This window comes from Brakhagea slesvicensis, assembly GCF_052161625.1.
Taxonomy (GTDB): domain Bacteria; phylum Planctomycetota; class Planctomycetia; order Pirellulales; family Pirellulaceae; genus JBKCUI01.
On sequence record NZ_CP197412.1, the window covers coordinates 2234366 to 2254309 of the forward strand.

Below are 19944 nucleotides of genomic sequence, written 5' to 3' on the forward strand. Positions count from 1 at the left end.
TCTATCGCCGAGCTCGCAACCTTCTCGTGCTATCGGTCGCATCGTCGTTCGCCAAGCTGGCTGCTCCGATGTCATCCCAATGGCTGTAGAGATAATCGAGCCCCGCAATTGCATTTGCAGGGATCGCACCCGTTTCGGTCGCACCCTCCGCTGCCTCCCCTTCCCCTTCCCCTTCTAACCCAAATCCGAACCCACTCGAGTTGTTCAAGTAATTCACGACTTGCAACACATCAAGCGGATCGAGGGTCCCATCGTTATTGGGATCAATATAAGGCGCCGAGAAGGGTACCGGACGGGGCAGGACACGGCTTCCTGTCAAGTTGATTTCGTTCACGAGAACCAATGCATCCAGGGGTGTGACCGATCCATCTGCATCGATATCAAATGGATTTTGCCGATTGAAAAATGCCGAATCGACCTGGAGATCGACCGTCGCGACATTGCTCCACACGTCTTGATCATCTCGAACTCGATACTGGAACGCATCGGAGTAAATGAGGCCGACGAGAGGATTGCTCGATGGCGTGTATTGCAGACTGCCATCTGCCAAGATCTGAACCGATCCACGGGCCGGCAATCCTACAATCTCAATCGTTGATGGTTCGATTTGTCCATCGAGATCGAGATCGTTCGAAAGAACATTCAACATCATCGCAAGCCCAATCGTCGTGCGCCCCGCATCGTTCGACGCTTGCGGTGGCAACTCAACGAGGTCGTTCAAGTCAATGCGAAGCAACCGATCGAATTGCAATCCATCGCTGTCGGTGGTTTGAACCCGCAACACATAACCACTGAGGGCTTCATAGTTCATGCGAGCGTTGGTGCGCAATTCACTTCCGGCGATCACGAAGCTTCCGTTGCTCGCATCTCCATCGATGCTCAAGATGGAGTAACTAAAAGTTTCACCTAAGTCAGGGTCGGTCGTCGTAAGGTTTCCGACCAACGTCCCGACAGGTACGTTTTCATCGATTCGGGTGTTACTGAGACTCAATCCCGTCGGGGATTCCGCGACGTCGGTGATCACGATTTCAAATGGAGATTCCGTGTAGAGGCCTTGCGGATCGACGGCGCGAACCACCACGCTGTAGGAGGATTGCACTTCGAAATTGGCTTCTCCGATCAACCTGAGCTGATTGCCCAGAATCTCGAATGCATCGTTATTCCCTCCGCCTGCTGGGAGCACAAACTCGATCGGACTACCATCGGGCTCCACGGCCGTCAAAAGCCCAATCAATCGGCCGGTAGTCGGACCTTCCTCTATCGTCGCATTCGATAATTGAAGATCGAAGGGAGATTCATTTTGGTTGAAAACGCCAATCGAGAAGGTCTGTTCTACAAATCCTCCCCGTTCGTCGGTCGCTCGCAAACGAACTCGAAGCGTTGACGATTGCTCAAAATCGGTCGTATCGATCAATACCAACCGATCGTCCACGATTTCAAATCGGCTGTTATCCAAGCTTCCTTCGCCGGCGACCAAAGTAAAGCGAATTGGGACGACAAAAGCGTCCGGGTCATCGGTGCTTAGCAAACCGATCTCGGTCGGAGGAAGATTGTTCTCGACGGTCGTCGCCTGGCTCAAGAAGATTCGTGTGGGAGCTTCGTTGATGTCTTGCACCTGCAAGTCGATCGTCCGATCGACAAACAAGTTGGATGAATCGGTCGCGCGAACCGTCAGCGAAAGGAGACCCGAGGTTGAGATCAATGACTCGAAGTCCAAGAGTTCGCCTGCAAACAATTGATCGCCGAGGATGTACAGCCCGTGGTTTTCGCTACCGAGCAATGTGTAGGTGAAGGTCTCGTCCCGATCCGAGTCGGTTGCCGTGAAGATACCGATCGGCGTATCGATCGGGAAGTTCTCCGGCACGGAACTGCGATTGAACGCTATAGAGGTGGGGGCTTCTTCCACATCGGTAATCGAAATCGAATAGATTTGCGTAATCTCGTTCCCGGCGGCGTCGCCTGCCGTCAGCCCGATGACAAACGAGTCAGTCGATTCAAAATCGGTCGGGTTGAGAATTCGAAGTTCGTTGCCTACGATGGCAAAGGACTGGGCGTCCCCAAACCCGGCCGTGAGCACGTACTCCATAGGAAGCCCATCTGGATCCGTCGCCGACAACAGTCCGACCAAACGGTTCGCATCAGGACTCTCTGGAAGCGTGTCGTTCGAGAGCGTCAGCCCAAAGGGGAGCTCTTCGACGTTCTGGACGCGAAGCACGAAGGCTTGTTCCACGAACAGTCCTCCCAGATCTTCGCCGCGGAGTCGAATGGAATACTCACTCTGCGATTCGAAATCGGGAGACGTGATGAGATGCAATTCCCCTGCGATGATTTCAAAGCGACCATTGTCGCCATCTCCCAACCCCGAAGCGAGCGACCAGGTCAGCACATCGTTCGCATCGGGATCATTGTGTGAAAGGGGGCCAAAACTCCAAGGAATCGACACGTTCTCAACCACCCAATCGCTTGCAAGGCTAATCGTCGTGGGAGCTTCGTTCACGTCGTTCACGGTAATCGTGAACGTCGCAATAGGACCATCTCCCGATCGATCGATGGCTTGAATGGCAATCGTATAAAGGCTCTTGTCTTCGAAGTTAAACGAACCGACAGCCAACAGTTGATCACCCGCCAGGACAAAGTCTGCATCATCCCCGAAACCAACCACCAACTCAAAACGGGTTGGATCGTTCAAATCTTCATCTGTCGAGAGAATCCGTCCGATCACGCTTCCGGTCGGACTATTCTCATCAAGGTCAAAACGGGTCAGGGTCGGTGGTGTCGGTGCTTCATTCACGTCTTGAATCAAGATCGTAAACGTCTGTTCCACTTGCAATCCACCTAAATCTCGAGCCGCAATCCGAATGGTATGGACCGGGGATGTTTCGAAATCGAATGGATCCCGAGCGAAGAGCTCATCACCTCGAATTTCAAAGAGAGTGTTGCTCAGATCGCCAGCACCGGAAACAAGCTCGAACGTCAATATGTCGCCACCATCGGGATCGATTGCGCTCAACTGCCCAATCCAACTTGAAGACGGCGCGTTCTCCGCTAGGGTGTTCGCGCTCAACGCCAACGAGCTTGGTGACTCGTTCACATCGATAATGCTGACAACAAACGGACTTTCAATCGAGAGTCCATCCTTGTCCGTCGATCGAATGCGAAGTTGATAGCTTTGCTTCGTTTCGAAATCAGGCACGAAAAGCGAACGTACGGAATTTCCGATGATAGCGAATTGCCCATTGTCATCGCCTCCTGCCCCGTTTACGAAGGAGTAGGTAAACGATTCATTTCGATCCGAGTCTGTCGTACTCAGAGAACCAATGACTGCACCCAAGTCCGCATTTTCGGCAAGCGAAGTCGGAGAGAAGCTCAATGCAAGGGGTGCTTCAGGAACATCGCTTACCTGAAGAAGGAAAGAACCTTCAACCCATAGTCCTCCAACATCGGTCACACGAGCGCGAATCGAATAGGTCTCTTTCGCTTCAAAGTCCGCTGGCGAAAGAAGCGTCAAAGCACCACCCGACGTCACGGAGAACAAACCGTTGTCATCGCTCCCAACACCGGCTACCAGCGAAAACGACAAGGTATCTGGAGTATCAAGATCGAGCGCGGTCAGTTGGCCAACCGGGGTGGAGGAGGGAGTATTCTCACTGAGAGAGTAAGTCAAATCCAGCGAATAAGGGGATTCGTTGACATTGGTAACACGGAGTACGAACTCCCCTTCGTGCGAAAGCCCCGCGCTATCCTGCACGCGTGCACGAATGGAATAGGACGAACGCGATTCATAATCAAACGCCGTACCGGGCTTAGTCCTGAGCGCTCCGCTAGCTGTGATCTCAAACAGACTGTTATCGGTATCCCCAGTTCCTGTAGCTAGCGAATAGGCCAACGTATCCCCTGCATCCGGGTCGGTCGCTGAAAAGATTCCGATTGGATACGAAGAATTTGCGTCCTCGGGGAACTGATTACTGCTTAGCACGAGGGTCGTGGGCGCCTCCGGTGCATCGGCGACGCGGATTGCGAAGAACTTCTCCAAGCGTTCTCCCGACGCATCCACGCTGGCGACGCGAATGGAATAACTGCTGCGGGTCTCGAAGTTGAACGTCGCGGCAGCCCGAAGCTCATTACCTGCAAGACTGAAGAGGGCATTGTCGGTGGCACCGGCTCCCGTCGCGAATGAGTAGACAAACGTATCCCCGCTATCGGGATCAAACGTGTTGAATGTGCCAATCGCGGTTCCAACCGGCGCGTTTTCCGCAATTTCATTGGAAGACAATCCGATATCGCTCGGTGGATCATTGACGTCGCGAATGCGAACCGTCAGCGGGATGGAATAGGACAAACCTCCCAAGTCGGTCGAGCGTACTTGAACCACATACTCGGTCCTCGATTCGAAGTCGAATACACCCGCCGTGCGTATCTCGTTGCCGACGATACTGAATTGCATATTGTCCGGAAACGATGCCGTGCCGAACAGAGAATAGGTGAATCGGTCGCCGACATCGGGATCCGTTGTCGAAAGCAACCCCACCGCCGTGCCCATCGGCCGAAACTCGTCCACCGTATCGTTGGACAGCTCCAATAACGTGGGATTCTCGTTCACGTTTAACGTACCGATCACCAGACTCCGTTCGATACTCAATCCGCCAGCATCCGTTGCCCGGACGCGGATCGCCATCCGCTTGTTGGTTTCAAAGTCAAACGACTCCGCCGCAAAAAGTTGCTGTCCAACAATGGTGAAGCGATGATTGTCGTCGCTGCCATCCCCTCCCACCAACGCATATTGAATCACGTTGTTTTCAGGATCGGTGGCGTTCATATTGCCGACAATAGTCCCGGTAGGTTGGTTCTCGAAAATCTGAGTATTGGTGATCTGAATCGCTTGCGGTGCCTCATTGACATTGGTCGCAATGATCACAAACGAACGTTCGATACTCAATCCCGAGATATCCGTGGCGCGAATACGGACGCTATAAAACGATCTCGCTTCGAAATCGAGAGAGACGATCGCCTCCAACGTATTTCCGGTGACTCGAAACAGACTGTTGTCCCCGGAACCCGCACCTGCAACCAATCGATACGTTACCACATCCCCCGTGTCCGGATCGTTGGTGCTTAACGTACCGACAAAGTGGGGTGCCAGCTCGTTTTCTGCAAGGATATTGTTGCTGAGAGAAATCGTCGAAGCCGATTCGTTGACATCGATGACCGCGATAACAAAGTCTTTCTCGATATACAGTCCGCCCGAATCTGTGCTTCGCACTCGGATCGAATAGCTGTTCTTGGTTTCAAAGTCAAACATCGCGGCGGTCCGCAACGTGTTCCCAACAATGGAAAACCTTGCGTTGTCGACACCCCCTGCAACCAAGCTATAAACAAACGTATCTCGTGTGTTCAAGTCCTGCGTCGTGAACGATCCGACCGACGTTCCGATAGGACGGTTTTCCGGGACGCTCGAGTTGCTCAAGAAGAGGTTTGTCGGAGCAAAGTTCTCGTTGATAACACCAAACAGCAGTCCATTGATCGGATTGACAGACCCCGTCACATTGCGAACACCGTTGCTTGGGACGGTGTAATCGAAGGTGCCGCTCAACTCCAGTTGCAACGGAGTCGTCCCGCCAGGCACGTCCACTCCGACGAACCCATCCCCATTGGTTCTCCTACCGATTTCGTTTCCACCGAAATTCAACGACCAAGCTTCGATGACTCCTTCATCCGCCCCGAACGTATCAAAGACCTCGAGCTTCCATGTTCCCTTTGCATCGCTACCGTCGACCGCCGTTAAAGTGGACTCGGGGCGATAGCGTCCCGTGTAGGGGAATGTCCCCGATCCGATCGTCACAGTCGCTTCATCATCGAAGATCGTATTGATATAGCCACCCTGACTCGATCCTCGCTGGTTTGCCAAGAGAACACGAGCGCCGGTCGGAGACACGAGCGTCACAATCATGTCTCCCATCCAACTGTGCGTGATTCGCACAGAGACGTTCAAGTCTTGAATGGTAAAGCTCTCTGGTACCTCGATCGTCGAAACGGAGGTTTCCAAGTCCAGAACGGGGACAGGTGTGGTTTGAAAATACGAAGGCTCAAAGAGTCGGTTTGCGTTTGTGTCCGAATAAATCAGCAGTCCTGGCTGAGGCAGTTCGTTGGCATCCATCACTCCATCGAGATTGCGATCATTGAACGCGCGTGCGTAGGCTCTCGAGTTCTTTTGATAACCGAAATCCAATCCCTGAAAGTTACTCGTCTCATCGACCAAGGTGACGGTGTAGTTGTTGCTCGCAGGGGCTACCAACTGCCAACCTGGTGAGCTGCTTCGGATGCGATGGGTACCGATGGGAAGTGTCCCAAAGTAAAAGGCCCCAGTCGTATCCACGAAAGCTTGCGTCTCCCCCGCATTGAAAGTGCCCGAATCGTCCGCATCGACGTATGCAAACGCGCCGACATCCACGCCGGTATCGAACGGACTTCTCGCCGAATCGCGAGCAAAGTCCTCGTATATATTCCCAGCGACATCGGCCAATGTTGCCGTGCCGGTGAATTGGATGACAAACAATCCTTCATCGGAATCGTTCGAGGAAATGATCGCCGATTCGAGAAAGTTACCTCCTGCCGTCGGAGCGAAGGCGATGGTGATGTTGGTGGATTCTCCCATGCCCAAACTGCTGTCTCCGAATGTCGAGAGAATCGAAAACGGAGCAGGCACAGTGAGGTTCGTCAGTTGGAGTGGCGAAGTTCCTTGATTGCGAATCCGGAACGTCTTGGAAACCGATTGACCGACGAACAACGATCCAAATGGCACGCTGGCCCCCGATGGAAACTCGACCATGGAGTCCACGACGGAAATTTCCGGCTTCCCCACGCCCGCTACCGCGGTGAACGCATTGAGGCGACCTTGACCGTACTCGGGATGGAACCCGGTCTGAATATCGTAAGCCACTCCACCGATCAAATCGGTCGTGTTGCGGAGATAGGTTTTCAACTGGGCTGGACTCAAGTCGACATTCAAGATTTCCGCCTGTGCCAACACCAACGCGGCGATACCCGTCGCGAGTGGCGTTGCCGAGGAAGTACCTCCGAACCCGGTCGCGCCGGTCCCTGTGTAGTCGCCCGCAGCATAGCCTGCCGCCCCCGTTCGATCGGTCGTCTGGATCGCCAAGTATCCGGCGCGCGTGTCGTTGCTCGGGGTGACAAAGTCGGTCCCCAAACCATAGTTGCTGTAATTGGAACGCATCCCTTGATTGTTTGTCGCTCCCACGGCGACCACCCCCGTGTTCACAAGCGCTTGGCTGGCTGGATAGCTGATGGCAGAGTTGTAGCTATTCCCGGTCGCAAAGAAATAGGCTGCCCCTTTTCCACCGCGACCATTTACAACCCCCCAAGCCAATGCGGAGTTGATCGCATTGCTAACCGAGCCACCTCCCCAAGAATTGTTCACAATGTCGGAATGAACGGCTCCGTACCGCAACGCGTTCGCGATATTGGCATCGTTTGCGACACTACCTCCATCGAACATTCGAATACTGATGGCAGACGATTTGTACGATGCTCCCGCCACACCTTCGTTGTTATCCCCTCGAGCGGCAGCCACACCTGCGACCGACGTCCCGTGCGCATCCCCTGGATTCTGAGGCTGGGATTGATTCGTGTTGAAAACAAAGTTCCAACCATTGACGTCGTCGACGTAACCATTTCCATCGTTGTCGATTCCATCTCCTGCGACCTCACCCGCATTCACCCAAGCTCGAATGTCCTGGTGAGAGCCTTGCACGCCGTCATCGATCACACCGATCACCAGATTGGATGAGCCACCAGCATTGATATCCCAAGCCTCGACGACATCGGAATCCGCGTCGATCAAACTGCCCCCTTGTCCGATGTTATGCAAATGCCATTGTTCACCGAGCAACGGGTCATTGGGCATGTAGAACTTCTGCCAGTTTTGATAGAAGTTCGGGGAGACCCAAGCAATTTCAGGCTCCGCTAGCAACGCGTTGGCTTGCTGAAGCGTCTTCACTCCCAAGCTATCTTTTAACTTGAGCACATACTGATCGGTCGTGCCAAACATGCGATGGAACGACTCGAATTGAGGTTTGTCGCCGAGCAAGCTTTCAATGGTCTGATCCGGCTTGAGACCGACGATGATCTCATCGAGAAGGACCATTTCGGTTTGTCCGGAAACGAACACCGGCGTGGTGTATTCGATTTCACCAAGCGACTGGAGTTGTTCGATGGTCGATGCACTGATCGAGCCGTTCGACTCGTAAACTTGAAGTTGACCGTTCACGCCTCGAGACCACTCCAACTGTCCCTGAAGAAGGGACTCGGGGCGGGTGGGCGTTTCCAACGCGACGGCAATTTTATTGGGATGGATTTCTAAGGGGACAATCTCTTTGCCCGCGACATAGTACAAGGCTCCTTCTCCTTCACCCTGCAATCCCGATTGCATCTCGAGCGAGGAGAAAGCATTCCAAGGTAGGTCGGCAGCCAATAGCTGACGGAGTTCAAGCCTTTCCAGTTCCGGGCGGAGACGTACGTTCTTCCCAACAGTGCGAAACTTCATGACGTGCAAGCCTTCGTTGTAGTGTGTGCCGAATTCGCTGGACGTAGCGAATGTAGCGGTTGTCGCATCCGACCAATCCTAAATGGATTCGGGCATTTCCGGTGGATTCTGCGAAGGCTTTTTGCGAAAAAAGTCAGCAAAAAAGCCAGATCTGGGCGTCTGTTTTGGCCCAGCCCGCGTCGCTTGCTCTCCCCCCTCGCCCTGTCCGGTGAAAGGGGATGGAAGGCGAGAGGGATTCCCGCGTTGCTACGACACCTGCGTCAGTGAGCGGGGCGGGCTCGCAGGCGGGTTTATCGCGAGGGATCCATGGGGTACATCCAAACCAAAAATAGTACCATCCATAACCCAATTCATGACAACAAGATGCACCAAACCATTACAACGGTCTGCATTCCATAAACAAATCATACCCGACTTCTAGAATCCACCTGCGGTGGTGGGAGTACGCCTATCGGTGGGATCTTCAAAGATCCCCAGCGGTTGGCAAGTGACTGCGCAAGACCGAGGCAGCCAGCTCCGGTTTCGTCGTGTTGATGAAGCAATCGGACCCCCACTCAAAGCCAGCGACTTTGCTGAGCCGGGGAATGACCCGCAATCGCCAGTGATGCGAGTTCCGGTCGGGACGATGGAAGGGGGCTGTTTGTAACACGTAGTTGTAAGCGGCGTAGGGCTGAGCAGATTCGAGAGCAGCCAAACACGCTTTCAAAACCTTCGCAAGATCCTTCAACTCGCTCTCGGGAACTTCGTCAAAGTGGCAGCGATGTTTTTTAGGAATGATCGAAAAGGCAAACGGGAAACGGGATGCGAAGGGACAGAACGCCACGAAGGACTCCGACTCCATGACAATCCTCTCTTGCGCGCGAAGCTCTTCGGACTGCAATTGGCAGATATAGCATTGAGCGAAACGATGTCGGTACTCGGTCAATCTTCGATGCATACGTTCGACATCGCTCGGAACAAAATCGAGACACATCAATTGGCTATGCGTGTGCGACAGGGACGCCCCTGCGTCCGCTCCGTAGTTCTTGAAGACCACTGCATACTGGAGTCCGCGTTGTGAACGCCAATGTCCCAATCTCAATCGATAGGCCTGCAGAACCAATTCGACTTGATCCAGCGGCAGCGCGGTGACGCTATCGACGTGGTTCGGCGATTCGATAATAACTTCATGGGTCCCCGAAACACACTGGCGATGGAAAAAAGGATGGGACTCGCTCATCTCCAACGTACTAACGACCTGTTGGAGTACTCCCTCGCCTGCCATGGCTCCAGGCCGATTGGTATTGCGATGGTTTCCGTTGTCTCGATGGTAAGCACTGGAATGGTTGCGATGAGCGCCATGCTCGGCCCCGGCAAAATTGTCGGACCCGGCAAAGTGGTCGGACCCACCACAGTTGTCGATTCGGGTTTCCGGTGAAGATCGAAGAATCGCAGGGAACTTGTTCGGTACGACCCGTACCTTCCAATGATCCAGTGCGCCCTGAAGCTCTCGCTGGATCTCACCTCGGATCAGAGGGCGTGTTTGCTCATGATCGCTCGCAGGAAGCACGAGGGTTGGCTCAGGCGTCTCCCGCTCGGAACCGGAACAGAACGGGCAAGCATGCAACCCGGTAAGGGTCGCGCAAGGTTTCATGTGGGGTCGAAACTCGTTCGGCCTTTCCTCGCGATTGGGAGCAAAAATCACCCATCGATCCGCCAGCCAGTCGTAGCGTGTTTCGTGCATGGGTGGGGTGACTCCCAAATGGGTTGTTCTAGAGTCTGCCTTCGATCGCTGCTTGCTCGCGGGCGCGACTGTAGACAGATTCGTAAAATGATGCGCTCGTGGACCACGACCAGTCTTGCTGCATTCCTCGTGAGACCAGTCTACCCCATTGATTGCAATCTTGCGAATAGATATTCAGTGCTCTCCAGACGCATTCTGTAATTCCTTGCAAGGAATAATCACGGAAGGCGAACCCAGTCGCCCGATCCGCAGACTCCCCGTCGCCTGCCAAGTCGTCGCCTGCCAAGTCGGCGACTGTGTCGTTGAGCCCCCCTGTGGCATGGACGACGGGAACGGTTCCGTACCGCAGGCTGTAGAGCTGGTTCAAGCCGCAGGGCTCGTAGCGGCTCGGCATGAGAAACATGTCCGCGCCAGCCTCGATTTTGTGCGCCAAGGGCTCCGAAAACTCCAGGCGAACCGCAACCTTGTCCGGGTATCTGGCTGCCAATTGGGAAAGTGCCGTGGCGAATCGATGCTCGCCATTCCCCAAAATCACCCACTGGGCGGGCATCTGCTCGACCGACCCTTCCATGAGCGGCTTGACCAAATCCCACCCTTTTTGCTCGGCCAATCGCCCGATCAACCCGATCACAGGCTTCGTCGGGTCGGCCGGAAGACCCATCAAATGCTGCAAATCGGATTTGCAAACCGTTTTACCATCCCGCCAGTTTTCGACCCCGAAGTTCTGCGCAATGTGATGGTCATGCCTCGGATCCCAGACGTTGTAATCGACTCCATTGACGATTCCGAGCAATCGGGATTGCTTGGCTCGTAGCACTCCATCCAGTCCGCATCCATGCTCTGGCGTTTGGATCTCTTGCGCGTAGCTGGGGCTCACCGTGGTGACAAAATCCGCGAAGGAGATGCCTGTCTTCAAAAAATTCAAATCGCCGTAGAACTCCATTTGCTGCCAGTTGAAGAACTGCCAATCCAGGCCGGTCAAGTGCATGTCATGACTCCAGAATCGGCCTTGATAAGCCAAATTGTGGATCGTCATCACCGAGGCGGCATGCTGGTACCAACGCTTGCCACCAAACCCGGTCCGAACATAAGCCGGCAACAATCCCGCCTGCCAATCGTGCGCGTGCAACACGTCGACATGCATCTGTAGACGCTCGATCGCTTCGACAACCGTGCGACAAAAGAAGGCGAATCGCTCTGCGTTATCGCGATAGTCGCCATGCTCGTCGCCATACAAGTGCTCGCGATCAAAGTAATGCGGCTGATCGACGAAGTAGACATCGGCTGCCCCCTCATGCAGGGTCGTCTTCAATATCCGCGCGGCAACTTGCTTTCCAGCCATGTCGACCACAAACGAAACATGCGTGTCTTCCATCGGTTGCCCCGAGTGGATCGCGCGACGGTAACCTGGCAAGAACAACGAACATCGATGCCCCCGCGCCGCCAAATGCTTGGGCAACGCTCCACAAACATCCGCCAATCCACCGGTCTTTGCGAAGGGAACCGCTTCGGAAGCGGCAAGTACGATGTGCATTCTCGTGGTCTCTCAAGGAAGGATTAGCAACCAGGTGCTTTGGAGGGTCGCATGATAACATAACTTTTCTCAACTTCGAGCCACCCAGCAATGCACCCGCTCCTTGTCAAGAGGACAGAAGGAAGGAAACGGTCAAGAGGACACATACCACCCCTCCGAGTTTTGACATCAATCCCGCCCTGGTAATTTCTTTAGCCAGATTGTTGCAAAGTTGATCTTGGTAGCCCCATAATCACCCCACTATAATCGCGACCCTCACGATCGATTCTCCCCCTCATCCCCCAAAGGCCTGCCGTGCTTTCGATTCGACCGACTATCGCAGAACACGCACTGTATGTTTACGGACGATCGATCCACCCAGAGCTTTTTCAAATCTACAAAACGAAACAGATCCAACGCTCGAACTACTCCGCCCGTATCGATATCACCGGTGACGGACATGTGATCACTTTCGTCTGCGGCCATCTCGTGATCTCCGAAGTCCTCTGCTCCTGCCAGCAGCTACTGCCCCAAAAACGTCGTATTCTCTCCTCTCCGCTACGTTCCAAGTTCTATCAAGAAGTCGATCGAAATGCGGTCATCCGCTACACGACCGAATGCGAACGGGAGTCGGTCTCACCGGATATGTTCTGGATGGTGCAAACCCAATTGCAGCGATCCGAGTGCGACCAAGAGCTTCTTCAAACCTTCGATTCAAGCGGTCGCATCGCCTACGGTGCGGTCAGCTACCTTCATGTCGAAGAGCGAGAAAACCAAATGCTCGTCCAAGCCTTCCACACCTTCCCGGACGACCACACTATTTTGAAGGCCGTTTCGACCTTTCAAGCTCTCTAGCGAATGAGCTCCAGGGTTCGCGGTAAATCCGGACCTCGAATAGCCGCTTGAATCGCATACCCATCCTCTCCCTTCGCTCCACGCAATCGAAACACCACGCGCTTGGGAATCGGGTTCTCAACACTAGCGACTCCTTCGATCCAATGGTTCGATGCAAGCCCGAGGACGCTCGAACCAGTGGTCCCGTCCACCAGCAAACTCGCTTGCTGCCAACCTCGTTCGGTCCATTCCAGAACTATCGCATCGGCGCTTTCCACTTCCACGGCTGCCACCCAATCGCTTTGGATCGCAAAGTCGATCTCGCCCATCCCTTCCGATGACCCATTCCCCTCGGAAGCCTGGATGTGCCTAGTACCCAAGTAAGGCTCGATCGCTTGATTCGGTTCTCGATTCGCATCTCCTGCTCGAAGCAATGCAAGGCTCGGGGCCCTGGGGGTCTTGAGCAATCGATACACGGAGGATTGCTGATACCGCCAACAGCGAATTTCCATCCGCTCTTGCCCTGACTCCTCCACCGCGATTCCCGGGAGGATCGCCAGCCGCGCGCGAACGGCTTCTAACAGGAACTTCCCTCCCACCTGGGAACTCTCGGTCGAGACGGAGCTATCGGTGGGCGAGTCGAACTGCTCCATCTTTCCCACCACCCGGTAGACGATTTGCGTTGGGTAAAGCCCGAACGAATAAACGCCGATTCCGGCGATCGCCACCACAGCGCCAATCGTCTCCATCGCAACAACAAGCTGCGCATTGCGAGCATCTCTCAAAAAAATCCTTGTTGTCGCACCAAATCCTGCAGGCTGCGGTGCATCGATCATCGATTGTCGGAACAACCAGGTGCGCCCCCAAATCCCAACAGGAATCCCAATCACGGCGCAAGGCGTGCAGGGAAGCATGGAGGCAACCAAACCGATGTGCCCCGCTTCCTCCATGCCGGTGAAAGCATGAATCATTCCGCAAGTCAATTGCGTGATGATAATGGGTCCGAATACGACACTGAGCAAGATCACCGCCAGGACTCCCATGAAACCATCGGCGAAGAGCAAAAGCAGGATGGTTAGGAATCCGCTGTTGAGAATTCCTAAGAAGATAAGCCCGAGGGAAAGGAGCAAATTCTGAGATCCGACCCGTTTGGTCGAAACAATGGGTTGCACCAATTCAGGCGCGATCTCTCGAGCTGAATCCAATACTCGTACTGCGAGATCATGATTCACTCGCCTGATCTTTACTTCTATCCTGCCTGACTCGGAGCCAGGAAACTCCTGCAAGGCCGAAAGGGAATCCCCCACCAGAACCAACTTGCCGCAGAATACGCCGGGCTTGTAGTCGATCCGCGTAATGCGTCCCCAGGGGATCAAGATCGAATGCACACGAGACTTGATCGTTGCGAAAATCGCATCTCGAATCTGGTACTCAATAAAGATCCCCTTCGCCGTGCATTGCAACGAACCAAGAACGTTCGCAAAACCCGCCATGTCGTCGCGTTCGATCGGCACGCTGATGGCCGGCAAAGGATGAATCTCGGGTTCAAGTGCATCCGACTCGGCCGAGCGAACACCTTGCGCGGCGGAAAGAATCGCAGTGCGAAACTCCTCTGCGGACTGAAAACGCGCGCTCGGGCGACGCGACAAGGCTCGCATCACGACCCGGTCCATTTCCCTCGAAACCATGGAGTTCAACTGACTGGGTGGCTCGAAATTACCAACCGGTAATTTGCCCGTGAGCAATTCATAGAATACGACTCCCAGGGAATAGATATCGATACGATGGTCAACTTCCCCAGGTGATTCAATTTGTTCTGGAGCGAGATAGTGGAGCGTACCGAGGACCTGTTGCGTCGCAGTGATTCGAGGTGCCGAGCGGGGATCGTTCCACTTTGCGATCCCGAAGTCTGCCACCTTGAGAGCCCCATCATCCCCGAGGAGAATATTCTCCGGCTTGATGTCGCGATGAATCACGCCGCGTTGGTGTGCGTAATGCAATGCGTCGCACAAGGTCCGCATCATGTTCGACACTTCCTCGACACTAAACTCCATGGAACTCATGGCTTCGCGCAGGTTGAGGCCTACCACAAATTCCATCACCAGGAACGCCATTGCGTCGGAAGTCCGGCCGAAATCGTAGATGGCCACGATATTGGGGTGGGAAAGCTTTGCCAACACTTTGGCTTCCCGCTCAAAGCGCTCGACAAAGGACTGGTCGGCAGAGATCTTCGAATCGATGATTTTCAACGCGACGTCTCGGTCGAGGGTTGTCTGCCTCGCTTGGTAGATACTCCCCATGCCCCCGCGGCCTATCACCCGTTTCAATTGATATTGGGGAAAACTCTTTTGCAGCCCCTCCAACTCGTCGATGGAAAGGATCGGTACAGGGAACAGACGTTTCACCCCGCTCGATTCGGCTTGGAGCAAACAACGAGAGCAGTCCGAACCTTGGACCAAGGGAGAGCCGCATCGCGAGCACGCAACCGATTCAAGCTTGAATGCCATAACCTATTCACCCAAAACCGCAAACACATAGAAAGAAGGAGACTTGGTACAACCACACTTCCGACAAACTTTTCTGCCGGTTACAGCATCGATGGGAAAACGGCCAAGAATTTTTATCCGGTGCGTTTCGTGGTTACCCTTTTGGAAGCGTCGAGCGGGAAGCGACGGCCGACGCGAGAAACGCGATTTCCTCATCCAACGACTCCAGATCATCGATCGTTTCGGCCACCACTTCGCGAAGCGTGGCGCCAAACCGATGCTTGAGCCGATGCATCGCGACCTTGGCCGCCGAAGCCGATATGCCGAGCGCCTCCCCCAATCGCAGGTAGAGATTCGCATTCATCTCGGAGGTCAAATGGCCCCGAAGCAACTGGAAGACCAAATGCCGATCATTGTCGACATATTCAGCCTCCAATCTTTGCATGGCGTTCTCGACGACTTGATCGGCCCACCTCGTAAAGAACTCCGCATCGGGCACCGGAAGCGAACTGCCCCCCACCTCAACAGGCCCCAACTCCACCGAATCGTCCAAGGAATATTGGGCCGCATGGCCCCCTCGCTTTTCCCTCGTTGCGAAACGATGCCGGTCGATCAAATACTGCTTCCAAGAGTGAAGAAGAAACGCGCGAAATCGACCTCGCGACGGGTCCGCCCGCTGGAGCAACCCACCTGCGAGCATTTCTTCTACAAACCCCTGCGTCGCATCTTCGGCATCCTCTGCCCCGAGCCCCTTTTGCCTGGCATAGTGGTAGAGAGGCCCCCAATACTTTTGGACCAATTGTCCAAAATGAGTCCGCGGCGTTCCGCTGTGTTCCTTGGCCGCTTGAAACACGGCCGTCCAGTGGGTTGTCGTAAACATGAATTCCATCCTACCAAATGCCAACAAACGGTTGACGTGGAATCGCCAAATGTTCCGGCTGCCCTGTTCGCAAGTCGCAGGGTGGACTGTAGACTACCATCCCTTCAAGACTACTCGACCCCGTTCCTGACGACTAGACAAGGTGATCTCCCGACGTCGTCTTCATCGTGGCTTTGAACGCATCTATGGTTTGGCAGCGAGTTTGTATCATCGGAGTTGGGCTGTTGGGCGGATCCATCGGCCTGGCGCTCAAACGAAAGCGGCTCGCGAAGCAAGTCGTCGGGGTAGGTCGTTCGATTTCTCGTTTGGATACCGCTCTCCAACGAGGCGCGATCGATGTCGCAACCGACGATATCCTCGCAGGGGCTCGCGATGCCGATCTCATCATCGCTTGCACTCCCGTCCAGTCGATTGTCGACTCCCTCGCCGTCGCTGCCTCCGTCGCCCAATCAAATGCGATCCTCACCGATGTCGGGAGCACCAAACAGAGCATCATCCGAGGCGCAGTCGGTCGGCTCCCCGCTTCGCAGTATATCGGGAGCCATCCGATTGCGGGTGGCCACCACAGCGGCGTCGAACACGCCGTCGGAACCTTGCTCGATGGCGCCCTCGTAGTCATCACCCCGACCGACATAACGCCGAAAGATCTCACCGATCGCATGACCCGGTTTTGGGAGTCGATGGGCTCTCGAACTTGCATTCTCACTCCCCAGGAGCACGACGAAGCTCTCGCGATTTCCAGCCATTTGCCCCACATGGTCGCCTCCGCCCTCGCGGGAACAACCCCTTCTCATATGCTGCAATTTGTCGGGAAAGGCTGGATGGATTCGACGCGCATCGCCGCCAGCAACCCCCAGCTCTGGCGGCAGATCTTAGAAGAAAACCACGCTCCAGCCTTACAAGCCTTGAAGAACTTTGCCACAATCTGCCAAACATGGATCGAGGCACTCGAACAAGGGGACTTCGACCGTGTGGAATCACTACTCGAAGCAGGAAAAGCAACCCGTGACGCTGTGGCAAGTCGACATCTATCCGGCTGATGGTCAGCCTGACTCTCTCGGAGCCTCCGCCGCCAAGGCCGCTTGCGAACTCGGCATCTCGAACGACTTGATCGTCCACGGGGCATACGGATTCCTCATCCAAGGGTCCGTAGATCTCGCCGCAGTTCAGCACGTCGCCAGAGACCTCCTCTCCGACCCCATCGCCCAACGCTGCATCGCCGCTCCCATCAGCGACAACTGCCTCTCCACTCCCCCAACCTCCAACAGGCAGGCGACCCTGGTCTACGCACTGCCCAAGCCCGGTGTGATGGACCCGGTCGCTCAAAGCACTCTCAAACTGCTCCGCGATATCGGACTGGATGTCGACGAAGTCCGCACGTTTCGCAAGTACTGGATCGGAACCCGGTCGGGCTCTGTCGAACCCTCTATCGTTGACCGGATGTGCCAAAAGGTCCTGGCCAACGATTCGATCGAACAAGTCAACGTGGGACCGTTGCGATTGACCGAATTGGCCGTCGGATCGGTTTACAGCTTCCAAAAAGTCATCGTCCCGATCTCGAATCTCGATGACGCGGCCTTGATGAAACTCAGCAAGGACGGACAACTCTACTTCACACTCCCTGAATTCAAAACCATCCAAACCCACTTCGCGACCCTGGGACGCGAACCCACTGATATCGAACTAGAAACCATCGCCCAAACTTGGAGCGAACACTGCAGCCACAAAACGCTCGGCGGAAAAATCGAATACACCGACGAAAACGGTACCCGGCAGTTCCAGTCGATGCTCAAGGAAACGATCTTCGCCGCAACAGTCCAAATTCGCAAAGAACTCGGCGATCAAGATTGGTGCGTCAGCGTGTTCAAGGATAATGCGGGAGTCGTGACTTTCGACGACGACGATTGCGTCGTCTTCAAAGTGGAAACGCACAACCACCCTTCCGCGATCGAACCGTATGGCGGTGCCAACACCGGACTCGGTGGGGTCATTCGCGATCCATTAGGAACCGGCCTCGGAGCCAAGCCGGTATGTAGCACCGATGTCTTCTGCTTCGCAAACCCCGATTACGATCCTGCGAAGCTACCACCTGGAGTCCTCCATCCGCGACGCGTCATGTCGGGGGTCGTCTCCGGTGTTCGAGACTACGGTAACCGAATGGGAATCCCCACGGTCAACGGTGCCGTTTACTTCGACGATCGGTACCTTGGCAACCCACTCGTCTACTGCGGCAATGTCGGCATCATCCCTCGCAATAAAGTCGAAAAGCACGCGCTGCCAGGCGACCGGATCGTCGCCATCGGCGGTAGAACCGGACGGGACGGTATCCACGGAGCTACCTTTAGTAGCGTGGAATTAACAGAAGAAAGCGAATCCATTTCGGGGGGCGCAGTCCAAATTGGAAATGCGATCACCGAGAAAATGGTCCTCGATGTCCTCCTCGCTGCACGCGATGAAGGTCTTTACAGCGCAGTGACCGACTGCGGCGCAGGGGGTTTCAGCAGCGCTGTTGGCGAAATGGGTGAGGACATCGGTGCAGAGGTTTGGTTAGAACAAGCTCCCCTCAAATACGAAGGCCTTAGCTACACGGAAATTTGGATCAGCGAAGCGCAAGAGCGAATGATTCTTGCAGTACCACCTGAGAAGATCGATCGCTTGAAGGCGCTCTGCGCTAGCGAAGGGGTCGAAGCTGCAGTCCTCGGCGTCTACACGCCGACCGGAAATCTTCGATTGATGTATCGAGGAGAAGAAGTCGGGTGCTTGAGCATGGAATTCCTCCACGGAGGTCGCCCCCCCATCGTTCGGCAAGCGGTCTACCAACCCTCGGCCACAATCCCTCTTTCCCTGCCGAACCTCTCGCGCGAAGCGATCGAATCAACCCTGCTGGATATCCTCTCGCACCCAACCGTTGCGAGCAAGCATTGGATCATCCGACAATACGATCACGAAGTGCAAGCTGGCAGTGTGGTGAAACCACTTGTCGGTCCATCCTGCAATGGACCGAGCGACGCTGCCGTGGTCAAACCGAAACTGAATAGCTCCAAAGGCATCGTTCTCGCTTGCGGGATGAACCCCACACTCGGCGACTTCGATCCGTACCACATGGCAACCTCCGCGATGGACGAAGCCGTTCGCAACGCCGTCGCCGTCGGTGCCGATCCCTCCAAGTTGGCTGTCTTGGATAACTTCTGCTGGGGCAATACCGAAAAGCCTGAGACTCTCGGAACGCTCGTCCGGGCTGCCATCGCGTGCCACGACTTGGCGGTCCAATGGAAGACTCCCTTCATTAGCGGAAAGGATAGTCTCAACAACGAGTTCTCCTTTACCGACGATTCGGGCGCCAAAAAAACCATTGCGATCCCTTGCTCGCTCCTCATCAGCGCCATGGGACAAATTGAGAATTGCCAACAAGCCATCACGATGGACTTGAAGAAAGTGGGGAACGCCATCTATCTAGTCGGCGTCACTCGCGAAGAACTCGCCGGTTCCCAGGTAGCGAGATCTCTTGGACTCAAGGGTGGTAAAGTGCCGGAGGTGGATGCGCCGCTCGCGATGCGACTCTACGAAGGCATTCATCGCGCGATTCGAAACAAGCAGATCGTGTCCTGCCACGATTTGAGCGAAGGTGGATTGGCGGTCTCGCTAGCGGAGATGGCGTTCGCTGGGGAACTCGGCGTTTCCACCGACCTCACCGCGATGCGACAAGCCTGCTTTGTCAGCGCGGAAACGGCACTGTTCTCCGAGTCCAACAGCCGATTGCTCTGCGAAGTTCCTGCGGATTGCACCGAGGCTTTCGAATCTGCGTTCGAAGGCTTACCCGTTTATCGCTTGGGCACCGTCGAACCGCACGATCGAGTCACCCTATCGTCCGACGGAAAGACACTCATCGATGTCCCTTGGAAACAGCTTCGCGATCGATGGCTCGCGCCGCTCGATTGGCAATAGCAC

At 54.9% G+C, this 19944-nt stretch carries 8 protein-coding genes; 3 read left to right on the forward strand and 5 right to left on the reverse strand.

The window, feature by feature from the left end; translation table 11 throughout:
* Window position 1: 1 nt before the first annotated feature.
* From SH467x_RS08530 to glgA, 3 genes are all read right to left on the reverse strand, one after another.
* Window positions 2–8560 (reverse strand): cadherin domain-containing protein, encoded by an 8559-nt coding sequence (locus tag SH467x_RS08530; RefSeq protein WP_482370850.1) that lies wholly within the window; start codon window positions 8558–8560, stop codon window positions 2–4.
* 463 nt (window positions 8561–9023) lie between these two features.
* Window positions 9024–10283, reverse strand: a complete 1260-nt coding sequence (locus tag SH467x_RS08535; RefSeq protein ID WP_482370851.1) for a galactose-1-phosphate uridylyltransferase — start codon at window positions 10281–10283, stop codon at window positions 9024–9026.
* Between the two features lie 28 nt (window positions 10284–10311).
* Window positions 10312–11817, reverse strand: a complete 1506-nt coding sequence (gene glgA, locus SH467x_RS08540; RefSeq protein ID WP_482370852.1) for a glycogen synthase GlgA — start codon at window positions 11815–11817, stop codon at window positions 10312–10314.
* A 294-nt stretch (window positions 11818–12111) separates the two neighbouring features.
* On the opposite strand from glgA, the gene SH467x_RS08545 reads away from it, so the two are divergent.
* On the forward strand, window positions 12112–12651 hold the full coding sequence (locus tag SH467x_RS08545; protein ID WP_482370853.1) for a DUF2617 family protein: 540 nt from the start codon (window positions 12112–12114) through the stop codon (window positions 12649–12651).
* Here SH467x_RS08545 and SH467x_RS08550 read toward each other — a convergent pair.
* Both SH467x_RS08550 and SH467x_RS08555 read right to left on the reverse strand, forming a co-directional pair.
* Window positions 12648–15137 carry a serine/threonine-protein kinase gene (locus SH467x_RS08550; protein WP_482370854.1) on the reverse strand — a complete coding sequence of 830 codons (2490 nt, stop codon included), beginning with the start codon at window positions 15135–15137 and terminating at the stop codon, window positions 12648–12650. The genes SH467x_RS08545 and SH467x_RS08550 overlap by 4 nt on opposite strands.
* 133 nt (window positions 15138–15270) lie before the next feature.
* Window positions 15271–15996 (reverse strand): RNA polymerase sigma factor, encoded by a 726-nt coding sequence (locus tag SH467x_RS08555; RefSeq protein ID WP_482370855.1) that lies wholly within the window; start codon window positions 15994–15996, stop codon window positions 15271–15273.
* A 167-nt stretch (window positions 15997–16163) separates the two neighbouring features.
* On the opposite strand from SH467x_RS08555, the gene SH467x_RS08560 reads away from it, so the two are divergent.
* Both SH467x_RS08560 and purL read left to right on the forward strand, forming a co-directional pair.
* Window positions 16164–17036, forward strand: coding sequence for a prephenate dehydrogenase (locus SH467x_RS08560; RefSeq protein WP_482370856.1), 873 nt, complete (start codon window positions 16164–16166; stop codon window positions 17034–17036).
* Complete coding sequence (purL, locus tag SH467x_RS08565) at window positions 17002–19941, forward strand: phosphoribosylformylglycinamidine synthase subunit PurL (protein WP_482370857.1); 2940 nt, start codon at window positions 17002–17004, stop codon at window positions 19939–19941. Before SH467x_RS08560 ends, purL begins: the two co-directional genes overlap by 35 nt.
* Window positions 19942–19944 lie beyond the last annotated feature (3 nt).